The organism is Pseudomonas sp. GW821-FHT02C04, assembly GCF_059421845.1.
This window is the reverse complement of sequence record NZ_JBWKVT010000003.1, coordinates 440489-457761: the sequence shown is the minus strand read 5'-3', so window position 1 is coordinate 457761 and position 17273 is coordinate 440489. Positions and strand designations below refer to the sequence as shown.

Below are 17273 nucleotides of genomic sequence, written 5' to 3'. Positions count from 1 at the left end.
GACACTCGGGCAGCCGCCGGATCAGGACTTGGCCTTGAAGGCTTCCATCTGACCGAAACCGGTCGGCGAGGTTTTGCTTTCGGTGGTGGCGCAGGTGCCTTTCGGAACGAACTTCCAGGAGTTGGCCTGGTAATCCATTTTCGCCGTGCCTGCGCAGGTGGTGCCGGCGCCAGCGGCGCAGTCGTTATGACCTTTCATGGCCACGCCGAAGCATTTTTCCATGTTGGTGTTGTCGGCCGCCTGAACGGTCGAAACGGCGGCCATACTCAGGGCGGAACCGAGGGCCAGAACCAGGGCGGTGGCGGACAGGGTGCGGGTGGTAGCAGTCATGATGTTTCTCCGGTTTCAACTTGGGTTGGAACAAGCGATGTGCGCTTGCTTACCCCACTAGAGAAACGACCTGGCGATGCGTTACAGCGATCGCGAAAATAATTTTCAAAGCGCAAAAAAAAACGGCCCGAAGGCCGTTTTTTGTTTAACGCAATCGATCAACCGCCGAGATACGCCTCGCGCACTTTCGGGTCGGTCAGCAGCGCTTCACCGGTGCCTTGCATCACCACCCGGCCGTTCTCCAGAACGTACGCACGGTCAGCGATTTTCAGCGCCTGGTTGGCGTTCTGCTCAACCAGGAACACCGTCACACCGTCCTTGCGCAGCTGTTCGATGATGTCGAAGATCTGCTGGATGATGATCGGTGCCAGGCCCAGCGACGGTTCGTCGAGCAGCAGCAGTTTCGGCTTGCTCATCAGCGCCCGGCCGATGGCGAGCATTTGCTGTTCACCGCCGGACATGGTGCCGCCGCGCTGGTTGAAGCGTTCTTTCAGGCGTGGGAAAAGTCCGAGAACCTTGTCCATCTGTTCCTGATAGTCGCCCTTGTCGGTGAAGAATCCGCCCATGGACAGGTTCTCTTCGACGGTCAGTCGGGCAAACACCCGACGGCCTTCCGGCACCACGGCAATGCTCTTGCGCATGATCTGCGACGATTCCTGGCCGACCAGTTCCTCACCCATGTAGCGGATGCTGCCGCTGTGCGCCTGCGGCGAACCGCACAGCGTCATCAGCAGGGTGGACTTGCCGGCACCGTTGGCGCCGATCAGGGTCACGATCTCGCCCTGGCGGACTTCGACGTTGACGCTGTGCAGGGCCTGGATCTTGCCGTAGAAGGTGGAAACGTTTTCGAACTGCAGCATTTACGCTTCCCCCAGGTAGGCTTTGATCACTTCAGGATTGTCGCGAATCTGTTCCGGTGTGCCGTTGGCCAGAGGCGTGCCCTGGTTGATCACGACGATGTGGTCGGAAATGCTCATGACCAGTTTCATGTCGTGTTCGATCAGCAGCACGGTCACGTTGTGCTCTTCACGCAGCACGCTGATCAGCGCCTTGAGGTCTTCGGTTTCCTTCGGGTTCAGACCGGCGGCCGGTTCGTCGAGCATGAGAATCCGCGGACGGGTCATCATGCAGCGGGCGATTTCCAGACGACGTTGCTGACCGTAGGCCAGGGTGCCGGCCGGACGGTTGGCGAACTCCTTGAGGTTGACCTTTTCCAGCCAGTATTCGGCGTATTCCATGGCCTCGCGCTCGCTTTTGCGAAACGCCGGGGTCTTGAACAGACCGGCCAGGAAGTTGGTATTCAAGTGACGGTGCTGGGCGATCAACAGGTTCTCGACCGCTGTCATGTCCTTGAACAACCGCACGTTCTGGAAGGTACGCACCACGCCTTTGAGGGCGATCTTGTGGCCCGGCAGGCCTTCGATCGACTCGCCGTCGAGCACGATGCTGCCGCCGCTCGGCTTGTAGAAACCGGTCAGGCAGTTGAACACGGTGGTCTTGCCCGCGCCGTTCGGCCCGATCAGTGCAACCACCTCTTTTTCCTTCACGGTCAGGGCCACGCCGTTGACCGCCAGCAGGCCGCCGAAGCGCATGCTCAGATTTTCGACTTTCAGGATCTCGCGGCTCATTTGCGCAGCTCCATGTGAGGACGTTGCATGGGCAGCAGACCTTGAGGTCGCCAGATCATCATCAGCACCATCAGGGCGCCGAACATCAGCATGCGGTACTCACTGAACTCACGCATCATTTCCGGCAAGAGGATCATCACGACCGCGGCCAGTACGACGCCCAGCTGCGAGCCCATGCCGCCCAGCACCACGATGGCGAGAATGGTCGCCGACTCGATGAAGGTGAACGACTCCGGCGTCACCAGACCCTGACGGGCGGCGAAGAAACTGCCGGCGAAACCTGCGAAGCACGCACCCAGGGTAAACGCCGAGAGCTTGATGATCGTCGGATTCAGACCCAGCGCACGGCAAGCGATCTCGTCTTCGCGCAACGCTTCCCAGGCACGGCCCAGGGGCATGCGCAGCAAGCGGTTGATGACGAACAGCGCGAACAGCGACAGCAACACCGCGATCAGGTAAAGGAAGATCACCTTGTTCACCGGGTTGTAGGTCAGGCCGAAGTACTCGTGAAAGGTCTGCATCCCCTCTGCGGCTGTCTTGTCGAAGGTCAACCCGAAAAGGGATGGCTTGGGAATGTTGCTGATGCCGTTCGGGCCGCCGGTGATGTCGGTGAGGTTACGCAGGAACAGACGGATGATTTCACCGAACCCCAGCGTCACGATCGCCAGATAGTCACCGCGCAGACGCAGTACCGGGAAACCGAGCAGGAAGCCGAAGGTGGCCGCCATCAGTCCGGCGATCGGCAGGCAGATCCAGAAGCTCAGGCCGTAGTAGTGCGACAGCAGTGCATAACTGTAGGCGCCGACGGCATAGAAGCCGACGTAACCGAGGTCGAGCAGGCCTGCCAGGCCGACCACGATGTTCAGGCCGAGGCCGAGCATCACGTAGATCAGCACCAGCGTGGCGATATCCACCGCGCCGCGAGAGCCGAAGAACGGCCAGACCAGTGCACCGATGATCAACGCAATGATGATCCAGCGCTGGGTGGTCGGCAGGGTCAGGAAGCTGCTGGCCTTGGCCGGCATCTTGGGCAGGCTCGGCGAGGATTTCCACGCCGCACCGATCTGCTGGTCGAACAACACTCGCAGGAACATCAGTACCGAGCAGACGGCAATGGTGATCAAGGTCGAGGTACTGGTGCCATGCACTTCGAGGTTGATGCCGACGATGGTCAGCTTCAGACCGAGTACCGGGTAGGCCACCGCCCACACCAGCAGGGCGCTGAACAGCGCCTGTTTAAGATTCCTAGTCATACTTTCTCAACCTCCGGACGACCCAACAGGCCGGTTGGCCGGAACAACAGCACCAGAACCAGCAGGCCGAACGCCACGACGTCCTTGTACTGGTCGCCGAAGATATCGGCACCAAAGGCTTCCGCCACACCGAGCACCAGCCCGCCGAGCATGGCGCCGGGGATGCTGCCGATGCCGCCCAGTACCGCAGCGGTGAAGGCCTTGAGGCCGACGAGGAAACCGGCGTTCGGGTTGATCACGCCGTATTGCATGCTCAGCAGCACGGCCGCGATGGCCGCCAGCGCAGCACCGATGACGAAGGTCAGGGCGATGATGTTGTTGGTGTTGATGCCCAGCAGGTTGGCCATCTTGATGTCTTCGGCACAGGCACGGCAGGCGCGACCCAGGCGAGAGCGGGAGATGAACAGCGTCAGGCCGAGCATGGCGACCAGGGTCACCACGAACACCACGATTTGCATGTAGGAAATCAGCACTTCATGTGCGCCACCTGGCCCGATGGAGAAGTTGCCGGGGATCAGGTTGGGGATGGATTTGTCCTTGGAGTCTTGCGCCAGCAGAACCGTGTTCTGCAGGAAGATCGACATGCCGATGGCGGAAATCAGCGGGATCAGACGGTTGCTGCCGCGCAAGGGGCGGTAGGCGACGCGTTCGATGCTGTAACCGTAGGCACTGGTCACGACGATGGTTGCGAGAAAAGCGGCGGTCATCAACAGTGGAACACTGTCGAGTCCCATCATGGACAGCCCGGCGATGGCGATGAAGGCCACGTAGGAGCCGATCATGTATACCTCGCCGTGGGCGAAGTTGATCATTCCAATGATGCCGTAGACCATCGTATAGCCGATGGCGATCAGGGCATACGTGCTGCCAATGGTCATGCCATTAACCAGCTGTTGGAAGAAGTGATAGATGTCAGGCATTACAGCGCTCCTAAAAACCTGATACGCATTTCACTGGTGGAGTCATTTTCCCGCCCGGCCCCGTGGATCTTTATCCACTTCGAATCCGGGTTTTGCCAGCGAACCGCTGATGACGGTTTTGAGATTTTCAGGTGGGGAGACTGGCGGATCACGCCAGCGCGGCCCAATACATTCGTAAAACAAAGCCCACGGCACGCCGTGGGCTTTATTGGCAGTCAGTCAGGCAGCGCCTTACTGAGGCGAAACTTCGGTTTTAGGTTTGCCGAAGTGCCACTCGTAGACCACGAATTTGAAGTCCTTCAGGTCGCCCTTGGCATCGAAGCTCAGGTCGCCGGTAGGGGTCTTGAAGGTGCCGGCGTGAATGGCAGCCGCCACTTTCGCAGGGTCTTCGGATTTGGCAGCGGCGATACCGCCGGCAATCACTTCAACAGCCGAGTAGGAAGGGAACACGAACGGGCCGCTCGGGTCTTCTTTCTTCGCCTTGAATGCATCAGCCAGAGCAACGTTGGCCGGATCCTGGTCGAAGGACTTCGGCAGGGTCACCAGCAGGCCTTCGGACGCGTCCTTGGCGATCTGCGAGATGGAGTCGTTACCCACGCCTTCCGGACCCATGAACTTGGCTTTCAGGCCTTTTTCCTGGGACTGACGCAGGATCAGGCCCAGCTCTGGGTGGTAGCCGCCGTAGTAGACGAAGTCGACGTTGGCTTGCTTGAGCTTGGAGATCATCGAGGAGAAGTCTTTGTCGCCGGCGTTGACGCCTTCGAACACGGCAACCTTGACGCCCTTGCCTTCCAGGGTTTTCTTCACGGCGGTGGCAATGCCTTCGCCGTATTGCTGTTTGTCGTGCAGAACAGCAACGATTTTCGGTTTCACGTGATCGGCAATGTAGTTACCGGCGGCAGGGCCCTGGGCGCTGTCCAGACCGATGGTGCGGAACACCATTTTGTAACCACGGCTGGTGATGTCCGGGCTGGTGGCAGCCGGGGTGATCATGATCACGCCTTCGTCTTCGTAAACGTCCGAAGCAGGCTGAGTGGAGCTGGAGCACAGGTGACCGACCACGAACTTGACGCCGTCGTTGACGACCTTGTTCGCAACGGCTACCGCTTGTTTCGGGTCGCAAGCGTCATCGTATTCAACGGCTTCGAGCTTCTTGCCGTCGACGCCGCCCTTGGCGTTGATCTGTTCGATGGCCATTTTGGCGCCACTGAACTGCATGTCGCCGTACTGGGCTACCGGGCCGGTTTTAGGGCCGGCGATACCGATCTTGATGGTGTCAGCTGCGAACGAATGGCTGGCAACCCCGGCCAGTACCATAGCGGCAAACAGTTTGGAAATCTGCTTAGTAGCCTTAGTCATAGTGCTCCACTCTTACTGTTGTATTTTTTTAGAGTCCTGACGCCGTAGCAGCAGAACCGGGCCAGATATCATCGCGATATCGTCCGGAAATGCCCCCGGCAACTGTACCGGTACAGTGTAGAGCGCCGGTTGTTGGCCTGGGAAGCTGGCGCCCAGGGGCAAATTCTGGAGATGTCGCTTTAATGAAAGAAAAAGACAGAATTGCGGCGGGACGTTCAAAGGGCTTATACCCCAATCATCAGCATTCCCTGGCCTTCCTGCTCTTTTCGTTCGGTACAGCCTTTTGCTACCGGGTTTTTCTGCCGGACCACCGACGTTATCATTCGCGCCGATTTCTTTTCCGGACAGTCCCATGAATCAAGAACCTAGCACCCTCTATGCCAAGCTGCTTGGTGAAACCGCATCTATTACCTGGAAGGAGCTGGAGCGCTTCTACGCCCAGGGTGCCCTATTGTGGGTCGACGCTGACCTGGATTTGATCGCCGTGGCCGAGGCCGTGGCATCGGATCAAGGCGAGAAAGTCGCTGCCTGGCTGGCCGAAGACAAAGTCGCCAAGCTGTCTGAAACGCGGGCGCTGGATATTTTTGAACGTGATCCGCAGATGTGGGCGGTCGTGGTTCGGCCATGGATTCTGGTCCAGGAAAGGGCGTCCGTCTGAGGTGGCGCACCTTGTTGGTGCGCGTGCTCGCCGAGGAAAAGTGTGTAGCCGAGTAGCGTGATGGCACGTTGCCGTAGAGAAATGCCACAAGCGGGGGTGGCATAACGGTGACGTAAACGTAACGGGCACAGTTTAGTAAGCAGCCTAACGGCTGCTTAATTGTTTCTGGATGTTGGAAAGGCTGAATAAATCGGGGAATTCGAGGGCCTCATCGCAAGCAGGCTCGCTCCCACAGGGAATGTTTTCCAATGTGGGAGCGAGCCTGCTCGCGATGGGAGAACCTCGGTCTGGTGTCAGACCGAGTAAGTCTTGCCAGTATGGTTATTCAGCGAAATAACCTTGGTCTTGCCGATCCGGTGACGGTAGATCTCGCGCAGGTACTTGATCGACTTCTTCACGCAATCGCGTGACAGGCGGATGTCGTTGATCGAGACAAACTTCTCTTTGTCGTTGATCAGCTCGCGGTACTTCTTCTCGTACATCGGTTTGATCGCGTACCAGTTGGTATCGAGGATCTTCGCCGGGTTCTCGAACTCGTTGAGCAGGTCATCGATACGCGCTTCGTCGAATTCTTCATTGATGATGAAGTCGAGGATCGAGTTGTCCAGGGTCTCGTCGAAACGGTACGGGTTCTTTGCGAAGCAACGCTTGATGAACGCCACGATCAGGGTCAGGAAGTCGTCCGACAGGCACGGGCTCTTGGCGATCAGGGTGGTCAGCGACAGGTTCGCCGAGGCGCCGATCACCAGTGCGTAACGCTTGAGCGTGGTGTTGGGGAACAGGCTGTTGAGGTGGGTCTTCAACCGGTTCAGGTCCATGTACGACAGTTTGTAGTCTTTCGGCAGCGAAACGATCGAGACCACCGACGAGCAGTTCTTGAAGAAGTGCAGGTCGTGCAGCGCAGCGGCGTCGTAGCCGGAGTTCTTGTATTGCTCAAGCGAGGCGCGATAACGCTTGGATTCGATCGGCAGCAGGCTGATGCCTTCGATGGCCTGGGTGACCTTGTTGAAGTGCGGCAGGTCGATCGAACGGAAGAACAGGTCGTCGATGTTCAGGCGCTGTGGCTCTTTGTCGAACACCTTGAACTTGTCGCTGCTCGGCGGCGGGGTTTCCGGCACTACCGATTCTGCGTAGGCAATCGCCACCGGGCCGGCCAGACTCATGAACAGGTCGTTGGCGTCCAGGCGAATGGTCTCGCCGATGTCGATGCCGGCACGACGGAAATAGTTCTGGTCGTAGTCGGTCGTGACTGCCTGGGCCGTCAGAATGTTGAAGATCTGCTGCGAGATGTACTGGTTGGCGTGCTTCTCCATCGCATTGACATCAATGTTCTGGATGTTGCCGTCATCGCTTTCTTCGGCGTAACGCATGATGTCGTTGGAGATCAGCATCATCGCGTTCCATGGGCGGATACGGCCCATGACGCTGGCTTCGCTGCTGTCTTCGTTGGCGAAGTTGTACGAGAAATCCCATTCTTCCGACAGGTATTTGCACAGCAGGCGACCGGCGTTGATGTGCAGCGCCTCGGACATTTCGCTGCGGTGGTCGGAAATGTTCGGCAGCACGCAGATGCCGCTGGTGAAGATCGGCTCGAACACGAACGAATGACCGCTCTTGCCGTCATGTTCGTCCATCGGCTTGGTGTCGAACGTCTTGTTCATGTACGAGTGCTGCTGGGCCAGGCCGAATTCCGAGGCCATGCCCGAACCGGTACCGCCGCCGGCACTGAAGATCGAGAAATACAGGCGCGACTGGTTGGCCTTGATGCCGCAGCTGTCGATCAGGTACGAGTGGATCATTTTCCAGTCAGGGCTGGAGAAACGCTGGGTGTCCTTGTTCAGGATGATCTTCGCCAGGTACTGGCCGAGGATCGGCGCGTTACCGGCGCCACCGGCGTGGACTTCGGACAAGTCCATGATCTTCATTTTGCTGTAGTCGCGCAGGAAGCCGCTCTTTTCGCCCTTGCGCGAGAAACGGATGCGTCCGGCGATATCTTTGTCCAGGTCGCCGAGCATCACCAGCGGCTCGACCAGGAACACCGGTTTGGTCGACTTGTTCGGGCCGATCCGCAGGTTCTGCTTGATCCACTGGGCCGGGCTGTAGCCTTTGTCGGTCGCCAGACGCCGGTCAGCCGCGCGATCTTCGTTGTTGAATTCGTTGAGGTAGAACTTGCGCGCGTTGTACACCAGCTCCGCCACGTCGAGGGCGATGTTGGAGCCGCAGCGACCGAGGCCGATCAGGCACACCGACGGGAATTCCTGATCGTTGTGCTGCTCGTTGTCGCCTTCCAGGTGCGGCGGGCGCGGGAACACCAGGTCACGCAGGCCATCGAGGTTGTCGAGGATGCGGTCGGTGTTGGTTTCGGTGAAGTACAGGTATTGCTGGGTGCCCAACGGGCGTGAAGGAGGCAATGGCTTCATCGGGGCAGGGCTGTTCGCTGCTGGGCTCAGGGTCAGATCGGATACCGCAGTGGCCGGATTGTTTTTAGAAGTCATTGTGCGCCATATACCTGGACTGGTTGGTTCGGCGACCGGTGTCGTCGAGCCTCACGGAATGGGAATCTCGCGTCTTTTTACTGCGCGTATTTGGCCCGTGCGTCAGGGTTCTGGCCTGAGTGCCGCGCGGGGGAATCCTTTCCTGATTGATGATGGATCGGCCATTATTCGGCGATCTTTAATCAAAAGGAGGCTAAATGATGTCAACGCTACCTTCGTTGGGGTTTGCCGGAATCGGTCTGATGGGCCTGCCGATGTGCCGGCGTCTGCTGGCAGCGGGTTATCCGCTGACCGTGTGGAACCGCAACCCGGACAAATGCGCGCCGCTGGTCGAGGCCGGTGCCCGGCAGGTGGCGACCCCCGCCGAGCTGTGCCGGCACGCCGATGTGGTGATGCTGTGCCTGGCCGACACGGCGGTGGTGCGTGAGGTGGTGTTTGGCCCGGGCGGTGTCGCCGAAGGGGCTGCGCGCGGTCAGTTGCTGGTGGATTTTTCCAGCCTGGAACCGACGGCAACCCGCGAGATGGCCGCGCGGCTGCTGGACAAGGCTGGCATGGCCTGGCTCGATTCACCGGTCTCCGGCGGTGTGGTCGGCGCCGAGGCTGGCAGTCTGGCGATCATGGTCGGTGGTGACGCGGCGGATCTGCAGCGTGTGCATCCGGTATTGCTCGCCCTTGGTCAGAGCGTCACGCACATGGGCGGCGTCGGCGCCGGCCAGGTGACCAAGGCCTGCAACCAGATGATTGTTGCGTGCAATGCGCTGGTGATTGCCGAAGTGGTGGCATTGGCCGAGCAGTCTGGAGTCGACGCCAGTCTGATCGCCGAAGCGCTGGCCGGAGGTTTCGCCGATTCGAAGCCGCTGCAGATCCTCGCCCCGCAAATGGCCGAAAGCCGTTTCGAACCGGTGAAATGGCACGTGCGCACGCTGCTCAAGGATCTCGACACGGCGGTGAAGTTTTCCCGCGAAGTGGGCTCGGCCACGCCGATCAGCGGATTGGCCGCACAACTGATGCGCCTGCATGGGGCGCAGGGCTTTTTGGCGAAAGATCCATCAACACTGGTGAAAATGTACCGCGAGCCAGACTCAGCGGATTGACTGCGTGGGAATGTTTGCGCTGATTGATCTCTTCGAGGACCGGGCGCAATTCGTCCAGCGGCACCGGACGGCTGAGCAGGTAACCCTGAATGAAGTCGCAGCCCGAACGTTCGAGGAATTCGTATTGCTCCAGGCTTTCCACGCCTTCGGTGACCACCTGCAGGTGCAGGGTGTGGGCCATGACGATGATCGCCTGGACGATTTCCATGTCGGCGGTGGCTTTGGGAATATCGAGGATAAATGAGCGGTCGACTTTCAGTGTGTTGAGCGGCAGTCGCTTGAGGTAGGCCAGCGACGAATAACCGGTACCGAAATCATCGATCGACAACGACACGCCCAGGGCGCGGATCTGCCGCAACAGCACCAGCGTGTTGGCGATGTTGCCCATCAGGGCGTTCTCGGTCACCTCCAGCTCCAGCCGTTCGGGGGAAACGCCGGCGCTGCGCAAGGCGTGTTCGATTTCATTGGCCAGTTCTTCCCGGGCCAGATTCAGCGGTGAGCAGTTCCAGGCGATCTTCAGGTCATCACAGCCGTGGTGCGACAGTTCGCCAAGGTCTTCACAGGCCTTGCGCAACACCCAGTTGTCCAGTTCGGCGATCAGGCCGTTGTTTTCGGCGATGGCGATAAAGCGATCCGGGGTCAGCAGGCCGTGCACCGGGTGCTGCCAGCGGATCAGCGCTTCAAGCTTGGTGACCTTGTCGGTCTTCAGTTCGAAGATCGGCTGGTAATACAGCATCAGCCCGTTCTCTTCGCGCAGGGCAAGACGCAGTTCTTCTTCCAGTTGCAGTTCCAGGCTGGCGCGGTTTTTCAGGTTGGAATCGAAAAAGTGCACGCCGTTGCGTCCGGCACCCTTGGATTGATACAGCGCCAGATCCGCGTGCTTGAGCAGTTCATCACAGGTGGTGCCGTCTTCGGGAAACAGGCTGATGCCGATGCTGGTGGTCATCACCATACGCCGCCCGGCCAGTTCAATCGGCTCCTTCATCTTGAGCATGATGCGCTGGGCCAGGTTGCGGGCTTCTTCGCGGTCGCGCAGGCCGATGAGGATGCAGAATTCGTCGCCGCCGAAACGGGCGACCACGTCTTCATGGCCGCGCACCGAACCTTTGATGTGCTGGGCGATGACTTTGAGGAGCTCGTCGCCGGCATCATGGCCGAGGCTGTCGTTGATGCGTTTGAAGTGGTCGATGTCGAGAAACATCACCGCGAGCATGCCGCCCTCGGTGGATTTCTGGCTGAGCTTTTCAGCGAAGAGCTGGTTGAAACCGCGACGGTTGATCAGGTTGGTCAGGGCGTCGTAATTGGCCGCCTGCTGCAGCGACATCCGCGCCTGGTCGAGCTGGCTGAGCAGCATGTTGACCCGGCGCAGGTCCTGTTCCTTGTTCTGCAGTTTCTTGTCGGCCAGTGCGGCGCTGATGGCGCTGCCGAGGATCAGCAGGGTGATAAAGGCGACGGTGAGCCCCAGTTGCAGGTGGCTGGAGTCGACCTTCAGTGTGGGAATGCTCCCCTCCGGGAGGACCAGATGCAACGCAGCCATGCCGGTGAAGTGCATGCTGATGATGCCGGCCCCGAGAATCAGTGTGGCCACGTATTTGAGCATCTGGTTGTGCAGGCCACTGCCTTCACGCAAATTCCCGGCCACCCACAGGGCGGCGAAACTGGCACCGATGGCAATCAGGATCGACAGTCCGAACAGGGTCGGGTCGTAGTAGGCCGTGGCCGCTGATTGCATGGCGGCCATGCCGACGTAGTGCATGCCGGCGATGCCCAGGCCGATGACGATGGCGGTCTTGAGGTATTGCAGCAGACTGGGCTGTGGCTCGCTCAGCGTGTGCATGGCCAGCCAGGAGGCCAGCACGGCGATCAGCAGAGAAAACAGGGTGATGGACAGGTCGTACTGGATGTCGATCGGCGTCTGGAACGCCAGCATGCTGATGAAATGCATGGCCCAGATGCCACCGGCCAGGCAGGTGGCCCCGATCCAGCGCCAGATCCTGCGTGATCCGGGGTCTTCGGCATGGCCGACGCGTTCCGCCATGTCGAGGGTCGCGAAGCTTGCGGCGCAGGCCACCAGATAGGCGACCAGCACCAGCAAGGGGTTGTGTGTGCAATTGAGAATGACCTGCCCGCTCTCCGGCAGCTCGGCAACAAACTGCAAACCAAGCCACTCCATAGCATGCCCCGTCTCTGAGTGCTTCCTTACTGCGTCATCAACGCAGGCGAATGAATGCAGTATAGAGGCCGATTTCGGGGCGCAAGCGGTGGTGGCACATTGGCTCTAATGATTTTGGCATGAGCGTCATAGCGATTGGCGCTAAGCCTCGCACGCTTGGTCGCTCAGGCGACTTCGTTCCAGTGCGGTTGCAATGGCGGCAGGCCAAAACGGGCACGCGCCTTGTCGCAGTCGGTGTTCTGCTCACCGTTTTCCCACGACGCCTCGAACTCGCGGCAAGGGCTGGAACGCTTGTCGTAGATCGTGCAGGCCACCGATTTTCCGACTTCGCCTTCCAGCGCGGTGCAGCGCGGCGCCTTGCGGTCGGTACCGATCATCGCGACCCGGCTGGGCGTGATCTGGGTGACCAGTTCATCGGGCACGGTCCCGCCAGAGGATGCGCATTCCCCCCAGAAAAATGAAACACGAAAATGGGAACAGCAGGCACCGCAACTCAGACACGGACTGACTTCGGACATTAGGGGGGCATCAAAGGGATTGATCGGCAGGATCCGGACGGATCCGGCGGCCATTCTAGGCTTTGCCACGGCGTTGGGAAGGGGGGCGTGAAAGTATTTTTTCATTGCCGGATTTTTCCGCAAAACCCCCGGTTTTCGGGGGATTCGAAGCATTTCAAGGGCTTACGTTTCGTTACAGTGCCATGGCCCGGTATCAGGCTGACGAATGATCACAGACAGTCCCGACGAGCGTGACTAGATTGCAGGTTCCGGGCTCGGATGCTTCGGCAGTGAAGCCCTATAACAATAAAAGAGACGGACCCATGCAGAACTCGACCCAAGCGGCGAATGCCTGGCGCATTCTGTTCCTGCTGTTCCTCGCCAACCTGTTCAATTTCTTCGATCGCACCATCCCCGCGATCATCATCGAGCCGATCCGCATGGAATGGCACCTCAGCGACTTTCAGCTGGGGATCGTCGGTACTGCGTTCACCATCGTCTATGCCATTGCCGGCCTGCCGTTGGGGCGGATGGCTGACACCGGTTCGCGCAGCAAACTGATGGGCTGGGGGCTGGCGACCTGGAGCGCGTTGACGGCGGTCAACGGCCTGGTCGGCAGTTTCTGGAGTTTCCTGCTGGTGCGCATGGGCATCGGTATCGGCGAGGCCAGTTACGCGCCCGCCGCCAACTCGCTGATCGGCGACCTGTTCCCGGCGCACCGTCGCGCGAGGGCCATGGGCATCTTCATGCTGGGCTTGCCGTTGGGCCTGCTGCTGGCGTTTTTCACCATCGGCGCGATGGTCAAGGCGTTCGACAGCTGGCGTGCGCCGTTCTTTATTGCTGCCGTGCCGGGGTTGCTGCTGGCGGTGTTCATGTTTTTCATCAAGGAACCCAAGCGCGGCGCGGCGGAGACCGTGCAAGTGTCGCAGGAGAAAGTCGACAAGCCGATCCGGCGGATTCTCGCGGTGCCGACTTTTCTGTGGCTGGTGATGGCCGGGTTGTGCTTCAACTTCGCCACGTATGCCTGTAACTCGTTCCTGGTGCCGATGCTCCAGCGCTATTTTCTGATGCCTTTGCAGGAGGCGGCAGTGGCCACGGGGCTGATCGTTGGCGTGACCGGACTGATCGGTCTCACGCTCGGCGGCTGGATCGCCGACAAGATCCATCAGCGTGTGGCTAACGGGCGGCTGCTGTTTGCGGCGTTCAGCCTGATCATTTCCACCGTGTGCACCGCTTGGGCACTGCACGCCGGGCGGATCGAGATCGGTGTGTTTGTCGCGCTGTTCAGTGTCGGCTGGCTGTTTGCCTATAACTTCTACACCTGCGTCTACACGGCGATTCAGGACGTGGTCGAACCGCGCCTGCGGGCCACGGCGATGGCGCTGTTCTTTGCCGGGTTGTATTTGCTGGGCGGTGGTCTGGGGCCGGTGGTGGTCGGCGGATTATCGGATCACTTCGCCAAGTCGGCGATGGTGTCGGCGGGCGCTGAGCAGATGACCGAGGCGTTCAAGGCGGTCGGCCTGCATGACGCGATGTACCTGATCCCGGTGGCGCTGTTCCTGACCATGGTGTTTCTGTTTCTGGCGGCGCGGTGTTTTGTGCGGGATGCGAAGCGGATGAAGGAGGGATTGGTCGCGGTGGTTGAGCCAGAGGGTGCAGCGGTCACGGCCTAAGGTTTGATCGTTCCCACGTCGAGGCGTCGAACCGTCCGCGTGGGAATGCAGCCCGGGACGCTCTGCGTCCCATTCGAGAGCTGGAACGCGGAGCGTCCCTTGAGGCATTCCCACGCGGAGCGTGGGAACGATCGGCGGGGCAGACAAACAAAAAGGCCCGCATCGCTGCGGGCCTTTTCATGTGTGGCGATGGAGCAGGGCGGATCAGCCCGCTACCAGCACCCGGATCGCTTCCAGTCGCAGCGCAGCCTTGTCGAGCATGGCCAGGCCTTGCTCGCGCTGTTTGCGCAGGGCAACCAGTTCGCTGTCGCGCACGGTCGGGTTGACCGCTTGCAACGCGGTCAGGCGTGCCAGTTCTTCGTCGGTGTCGGCCGCCAGACGACGGCGTGCCTCGGCCACGCGCTCGGCGTGACGCGGGGTGATTTTTTCTTCACCGGCGTTGATCCGTGGCGTCAGCTGATCGCGCTGGGCCTGGATGAACTTGTTGGCACTGGCGCGTGGCACGCTTTCCAGCTGATCGTTCAGGGTTTCGAACGCCACACGGGCCGACAGGTCGTTGCCGTTGGCATCGAGCAGGCAGCGCAGGGCGGCCGGCGGCAGGTAGCGGCCCAGTTGCAGGGCACGCGGAGCCACCACTTCGCTGACGTACAGCAGTTCCAGCAGGACAGTGCCTGGCTTGAGTGCCTTGTTCTTGATCAGCGCGACGGCGGTGTTGCCCATCGAACCGGACAGCACCAGATCCATGCCGCCCTGCACCATCGGGTGTTCCCAGGTGATGAACTGCATGTCTTCGCGCGACAGCGCCTGGTTGCGGTCGTAGGTGATGGTCACGCCTTCGTCGTCGCCCAGCGGGAAGCTGGCATCGAGCATCTTCTCGCTCGGCTTGAGGATCAGGGCGTTTTCCGAATGGTCTTCGCTGTCGATGCCGAACGCGTCGAACAGGGTTTCCATGTAGATCGGCAGGGCGAACTGATCGTCTTGTTCGAGGATGTCCTCGACCAGCGCTTCACCTTCGCCGGCACCGCCGGAGTTGAGTTCCAGCAAGCGGTCACGACCGGTGTGCAGTTCGGCTTCCAGACGCTCGCGCTCAGTGCGCGCTTCGTCGATCAGCGTCTGCCACTCGCCATCGTCAGCCTCTTCAAGCAGCGGCAGCAGGCGCGGGCCGAACTGATGTTGCAAGGCGTTGCCGGTCGGGCAGGTGTTGAGGAACGCGTTCAGTGCTTCGTGATACCACTGGAACAGACGCTCTTGCGGGCTGGTTTCCAGGTACGGCACGTGCAGTTCGATGATGTGTTTCTGGCCGATCCGGTCCAGACGACCAATGCGCTGTTCCAGCAGGTCCGGGTGCGACGGCAGATCGAACAGCACCAGGTGATGCGCGAACTGGAAGTTGCGACCTTCACTGCCGATTTCCGAGCAGATCAGCACCTGCGCGCCGAACTCTTCGTCGGCGAAGTAGGCGGCGGCGCGGTCACGCTCAAGGATGTTCATGCCTTCATGGAACACCGTGGCCGGGATGCCGGAACGTACGCGCAGGGCGTCTTCCAGGTCCATCGCGGTTTCGGCGTGGGCGCAGATCACCAGCACCTTGGTGCGCTTGAGCATTTTCAGCTGATCGATCAGCCACTCGACGCGCGGGTCGAATTTCCACCAGCGTTCTTCTTCGCTGGCGTCCGGCTGGGCCTGGAAGCTGACTTCCGGGTACAGCTCGGCGTGATCGCCCAGTGGCAGTTCGAGGTATTCGTCCGGGCATGGCAGCGGGTACGGGTGCAGTTTGCGCTCCGGGAAACCCTGCACGGCGGCGCGGGTGTTACGGAACAGCACGCGGCCGGTGCCGTGACGGTCGAGCAGCTCACGCACGAGGCGGGCGCTGGCTTCGGTGTCGCCATCGTTGACGGCGGTCAGCAGGGCTTCACCTTCGTTGCCGAGGAAACCGTGGATGGTCTTGTGCGCGGCAGGGGACAGGCGACCCTTGTCCAGCAGTTCCTGAACGGCTTCGGCCACCGGGCGATAGTTTTCGCTCTCGGCGCGGAAGGCGGCCAGGTCATGGAAACGGTTCGGGTCGAGCAGGCGCAGACGGGCGAAGTGGCTGTCCTGGCCGAGTTGTTCCGGGGTGGCGGTGAGTAGCAGCACGCCGGGAATGACTTCAGCCAGTTGTTCGACCAGCGAGTACTCCGGGCTGACTTTCTCTTCGTGCCAGACCAGGTGGTGTGCTTCGTCGACGACCAGCAGATCCCAGCCGGCAGCGAACAGGGCGTCCTGGGCCTTTTCGTCGTCGACCAGCCACTCCAGCGCCACGAGGGCAAGCTGGGTGTCTTCGAACGGGTTGACGGCATCGCTTTCGATGAAGCGTTCTTCGTCGAACAGCGCGACCTCAAGGTTGAAGCGGCGGCGCATTTCCACCAGCCACTGGTGCTGGAGGTTTTCCGGCACCAGGATCAGCACGCGGCTGGCGCGGCCCGACAGCAGTTGGCGATGGATCACCAGACCGGCTTCGATGGTCTTGCCCAGACCCACTTCGTCCGCCAGCAATACCCGTGGCGCGATGCGATCGGCAACTTCACGGGCAATGTGCAACTGGTGAGCGATTGGCTGCGCACGCACGCCGCCCAGGCCCCACAGCGCGGACTGCAACTGGCGGCTGGTGTGCTCAAGGGTGTGATAGCGCAGGGAGAACCACGACAGCGGGTCGATCTGGCCGGCGAACAGACGGTCGCTGGCCAGACGGAACTGAATGAAGTTCGACAGCTGGGTTTCCGGCAGAGTGACGGCTTCGTTCTCTGCGTTCAGACCGTGATAGACGAGCAGGCCATCGACGTCCTCGACTTCGCGCACGGTCAACTTCCAGCCTTCGAAGTGGGTAATGGAGTCGCCCGGCGAGAATCGCACGCGGGTCAGGGGCGCATTCCTTAGCGCGTACTGGCGGGTTTCGCCAGTGGCCGGGTAAAGCACGGTCAACAAGCGGCCGTCCTGTGCCAGAACGGTGCCTAAACCAAGCTCTGCTTCGCTGTCACTGATCCAGCGTTGCCCCGGTTGATACTGCTGCGCCATGCTGCCTGACTCCCACCTTGAAAAAGCGGGCTATCTTAACGGAATGAGGCCCTGAGGCCAAAGGATTAGGCGTCGCGTGCGGCTATTAAATGCCGACGGCCAACTGAAGGAAGATTAGGTCATGCGTCGGTTTTACGAGCGC

At 60.4% G+C, this 17273-nt stretch carries 13 protein-coding genes; 3 read left to right on the top strand and 10 right to left on the bottom strand.

Features of this window, described 5'->3' with window-relative positions; translation table 11 throughout:
• Positions 1–21: 21 nt before the first annotated feature.
• The 6 genes from AC07VV_RS14105 to AC07VV_RS14080 all read right to left on the bottom strand — a co-directional run bounded on the left by AC07VV_RS14105 (position 22) and on the right by AC07VV_RS14080 (position 5490).
• Positions 22–330: a BufA1 family periplasmic bufferin-type metallophore gene (locus tag AC07VV_RS14105; protein WP_096819509.1), complete on the bottom strand. Its 309-nt coding sequence runs from the start codon at positions 328–330 to the stop codon at positions 22–24.
• A gap of 158 nt (positions 331–488) precedes the next feature.
• The gene (locus AC07VV_RS14100; protein ID WP_096819507.1) at positions 489–1190 is read right to left on the bottom strand and encodes an ABC transporter ATP-binding protein; all 702 of its coding nucleotides are present in this window, start codon (positions 1188–1190) and stop codon (positions 489–491) included.
• On the bottom strand, positions 1191–1958 hold the full coding sequence (gene livG / locus AC07VV_RS14095; protein ID WP_495036550.1) for a high-affinity branched-chain amino acid ABC transporter ATP-binding protein LivG: 768 nt from the start codon (positions 1956–1958) through the stop codon (positions 1191–1193).
• A complete protein-coding gene (locus tag AC07VV_RS14090; RefSeq protein WP_114881719.1) occupies positions 1955–3211 on the bottom strand; it encodes a high-affinity branched-chain amino acid ABC transporter permease LivM in 1257 nt (418 codons plus the stop codon). The genes livG and AC07VV_RS14090 overlap by 4 nt, the downstream gene beginning before the upstream one ends.
• Positions 3208–4131: a high-affinity branched-chain amino acid ABC transporter permease LivH gene (livH, locus tag AC07VV_RS14085; protein WP_085729918.1), complete on the bottom strand. Its 924-nt coding sequence runs from the start codon at positions 4129–4131 to the stop codon at positions 3208–3210. The genes AC07VV_RS14090 and livH overlap by 4 nt, the downstream gene beginning before the upstream one ends.
• 231 nt (positions 4132–4362) lie before the next feature.
• Positions 4363–5490, bottom strand: a complete 1128-nt coding sequence (locus AC07VV_RS14080; protein ID WP_096819504.1) for a branched-chain amino acid ABC transporter substrate-binding protein — start codon at positions 5488–5490, stop codon at positions 4363–4365.
• A 352-nt stretch (positions 5491–5842) separates the two neighbouring features.
• Between AC07VV_RS14080 and AC07VV_RS14075 the strand changes: the two genes are divergently transcribed.
• Complete coding sequence (locus AC07VV_RS14075) at positions 5843–6148, top strand: DUF2288 domain-containing protein (RefSeq protein WP_495036549.1); 306 nt, start codon at positions 5843–5845, stop codon at positions 6146–6148.
• 293 nt (positions 6149–6441) lie between these two features.
• Here the strand turns inward: AC07VV_RS14075 and AC07VV_RS14070 are convergent, their stop codons facing one another.
• Positions 6442–8643, bottom strand: coding sequence for a hypothetical protein (locus AC07VV_RS14070; protein WP_096819502.1), 2202 nt, complete (start codon positions 8641–8643; stop codon positions 6442–6444).
• Positions 8644–8840: 197 nt separating this feature from the next.
• Between AC07VV_RS14070 and AC07VV_RS14065 the strand changes: the two genes are divergently transcribed.
• Positions 8841–9737 (top strand): NAD(P)-dependent oxidoreductase, encoded by an 897-nt coding sequence (locus tag AC07VV_RS14065; RefSeq protein ID WP_495036548.1) that lies wholly within the window; start codon positions 8841–8843, stop codon positions 9735–9737.
• Here the strand turns inward: AC07VV_RS14065 and AC07VV_RS14060 are convergent.
• Positions 9628–11910 carry a putative bifunctional diguanylate cyclase/phosphodiesterase gene (locus AC07VV_RS14060; RefSeq protein ID WP_495036547.1) on the bottom strand — a complete coding sequence of 761 codons (2283 nt, stop codon included), beginning with the start codon at positions 11908–11910 and terminating at the stop codon, positions 9628–9630. The two genes, AC07VV_RS14065 and AC07VV_RS14060, sit on opposite strands and share 110 nt — an antisense overlap.
• Positions 11911–12074: 164 nt before the next feature.
• On the bottom strand, positions 12075–12428 hold the full coding sequence (locus tag AC07VV_RS14055; RefSeq protein WP_096819500.1) for a YkgJ family cysteine cluster protein: 354 nt from the start codon (positions 12426–12428) through the stop codon (positions 12075–12077).
• Positions 12429–12730: 302 nt separating this feature from the next.
• On the opposite strand from AC07VV_RS14055, the gene AC07VV_RS14050 reads away from it, so the two are divergent.
• A complete protein-coding gene (locus AC07VV_RS14050) occupies positions 12731–14080 on the top strand; it encodes a spinster family MFS transporter (protein ID WP_495036546.1) in 1350 nt (449 codons plus the stop codon).
• Positions 14081–14284: 204 nt separating this feature from the next.
• On the opposite strand, the gene rapA is transcribed toward AC07VV_RS14050, so the two are convergent.
• On the bottom strand, positions 14285–17131 hold the full coding sequence (gene rapA, locus AC07VV_RS14045) for an RNA polymerase-associated protein RapA (RefSeq protein ID WP_495036545.1): 2847 nt from the start codon (positions 17129–17131) through the stop codon (positions 14285–14287).
• Positions 17132–17273 lie beyond the last annotated feature (142 nt).

Bases quoted from the DNA above. Each gene is read 5' to 3' on its own strand.
- rapA (WP_495036545.1), bottom strand. From the start codon at position 17,131: ATGGCGCAGCAGTATCAACCGGGGCAACGCTGGATCAGTGACAGCGAA.
- AC07VV_RS14075 (WP_495036549.1), top strand. From the start codon at position 5,843: ATGAATCAAGAACCTAGCACCCTCTATGCCAAGCTGCTTGGTGAAACC.
- AC07VV_RS14050 (WP_495036546.1), top strand. From the start codon at position 12,731: ATGCAGAACTCGACCCAAGCGGCGAATGCCTGGCGCATTCTGTTCCTG.
- livG (WP_495036550.1), bottom strand. From the start codon at position 1,958: ATGAGCCGCGAGATCCTGAAAGTCGAAAATCTGAGCATGCGCTTCGGC.
- AC07VV_RS14090 (WP_114881719.1), bottom strand. From the start codon at position 3,211: ATGACTAGGAATCTTAAACAGGCGCTGTTCAGCGCCCTGCTGGTGTGG.
- AC07VV_RS14070 (WP_096819502.1), bottom strand. From the start codon at position 8,643: ATGACTTCTAAAAACAATCCGGCCACTGCGGTATCCGATCTGACCCTG.
- livH (WP_085729918.1), bottom strand. From the start codon at position 4,131: ATGCCTGACATCTATCACTTCTTCCAACAGCTGGTTAATGGCATGACC.
- AC07VV_RS14105 (WP_096819509.1), bottom strand. From the start codon at position 330: ATGACTGCTACCACCCGCACCCTGTCCGCCACCGCCCTGGTTCTGGCC.
- AC07VV_RS14065 (WP_495036548.1), top strand. From the start codon at position 8,841: ATGATGTCAACGCTACCTTCGTTGGGGTTTGCCGGAATCGGTCTGATG.
- AC07VV_RS14100 (WP_096819507.1), bottom strand. From the start codon at position 1,190: ATGCTGCAGTTCGAAAACGTTTCCACCTTCTACGGCAAGATCCAGGCC.
- AC07VV_RS14060 (WP_495036547.1), bottom strand. From the start codon at position 11,910: ATGGAGTGGCTTGGTTTGCAGTTTGTTGCCGAGCTGCCGGAGAGCGGG.
- AC07VV_RS14055 (WP_096819500.1), bottom strand. From the start codon at position 12,428: ATGTCCGAAGTCAGTCCGTGTCTGAGTTGCGGTGCCTGCTGTTCCCAT.
- AC07VV_RS14080 (WP_096819504.1), bottom strand. From the start codon at position 5,490: ATGACTAAGGCTACTAAGCAGATTTCCAAACTGTTTGCCGCTATGGTA.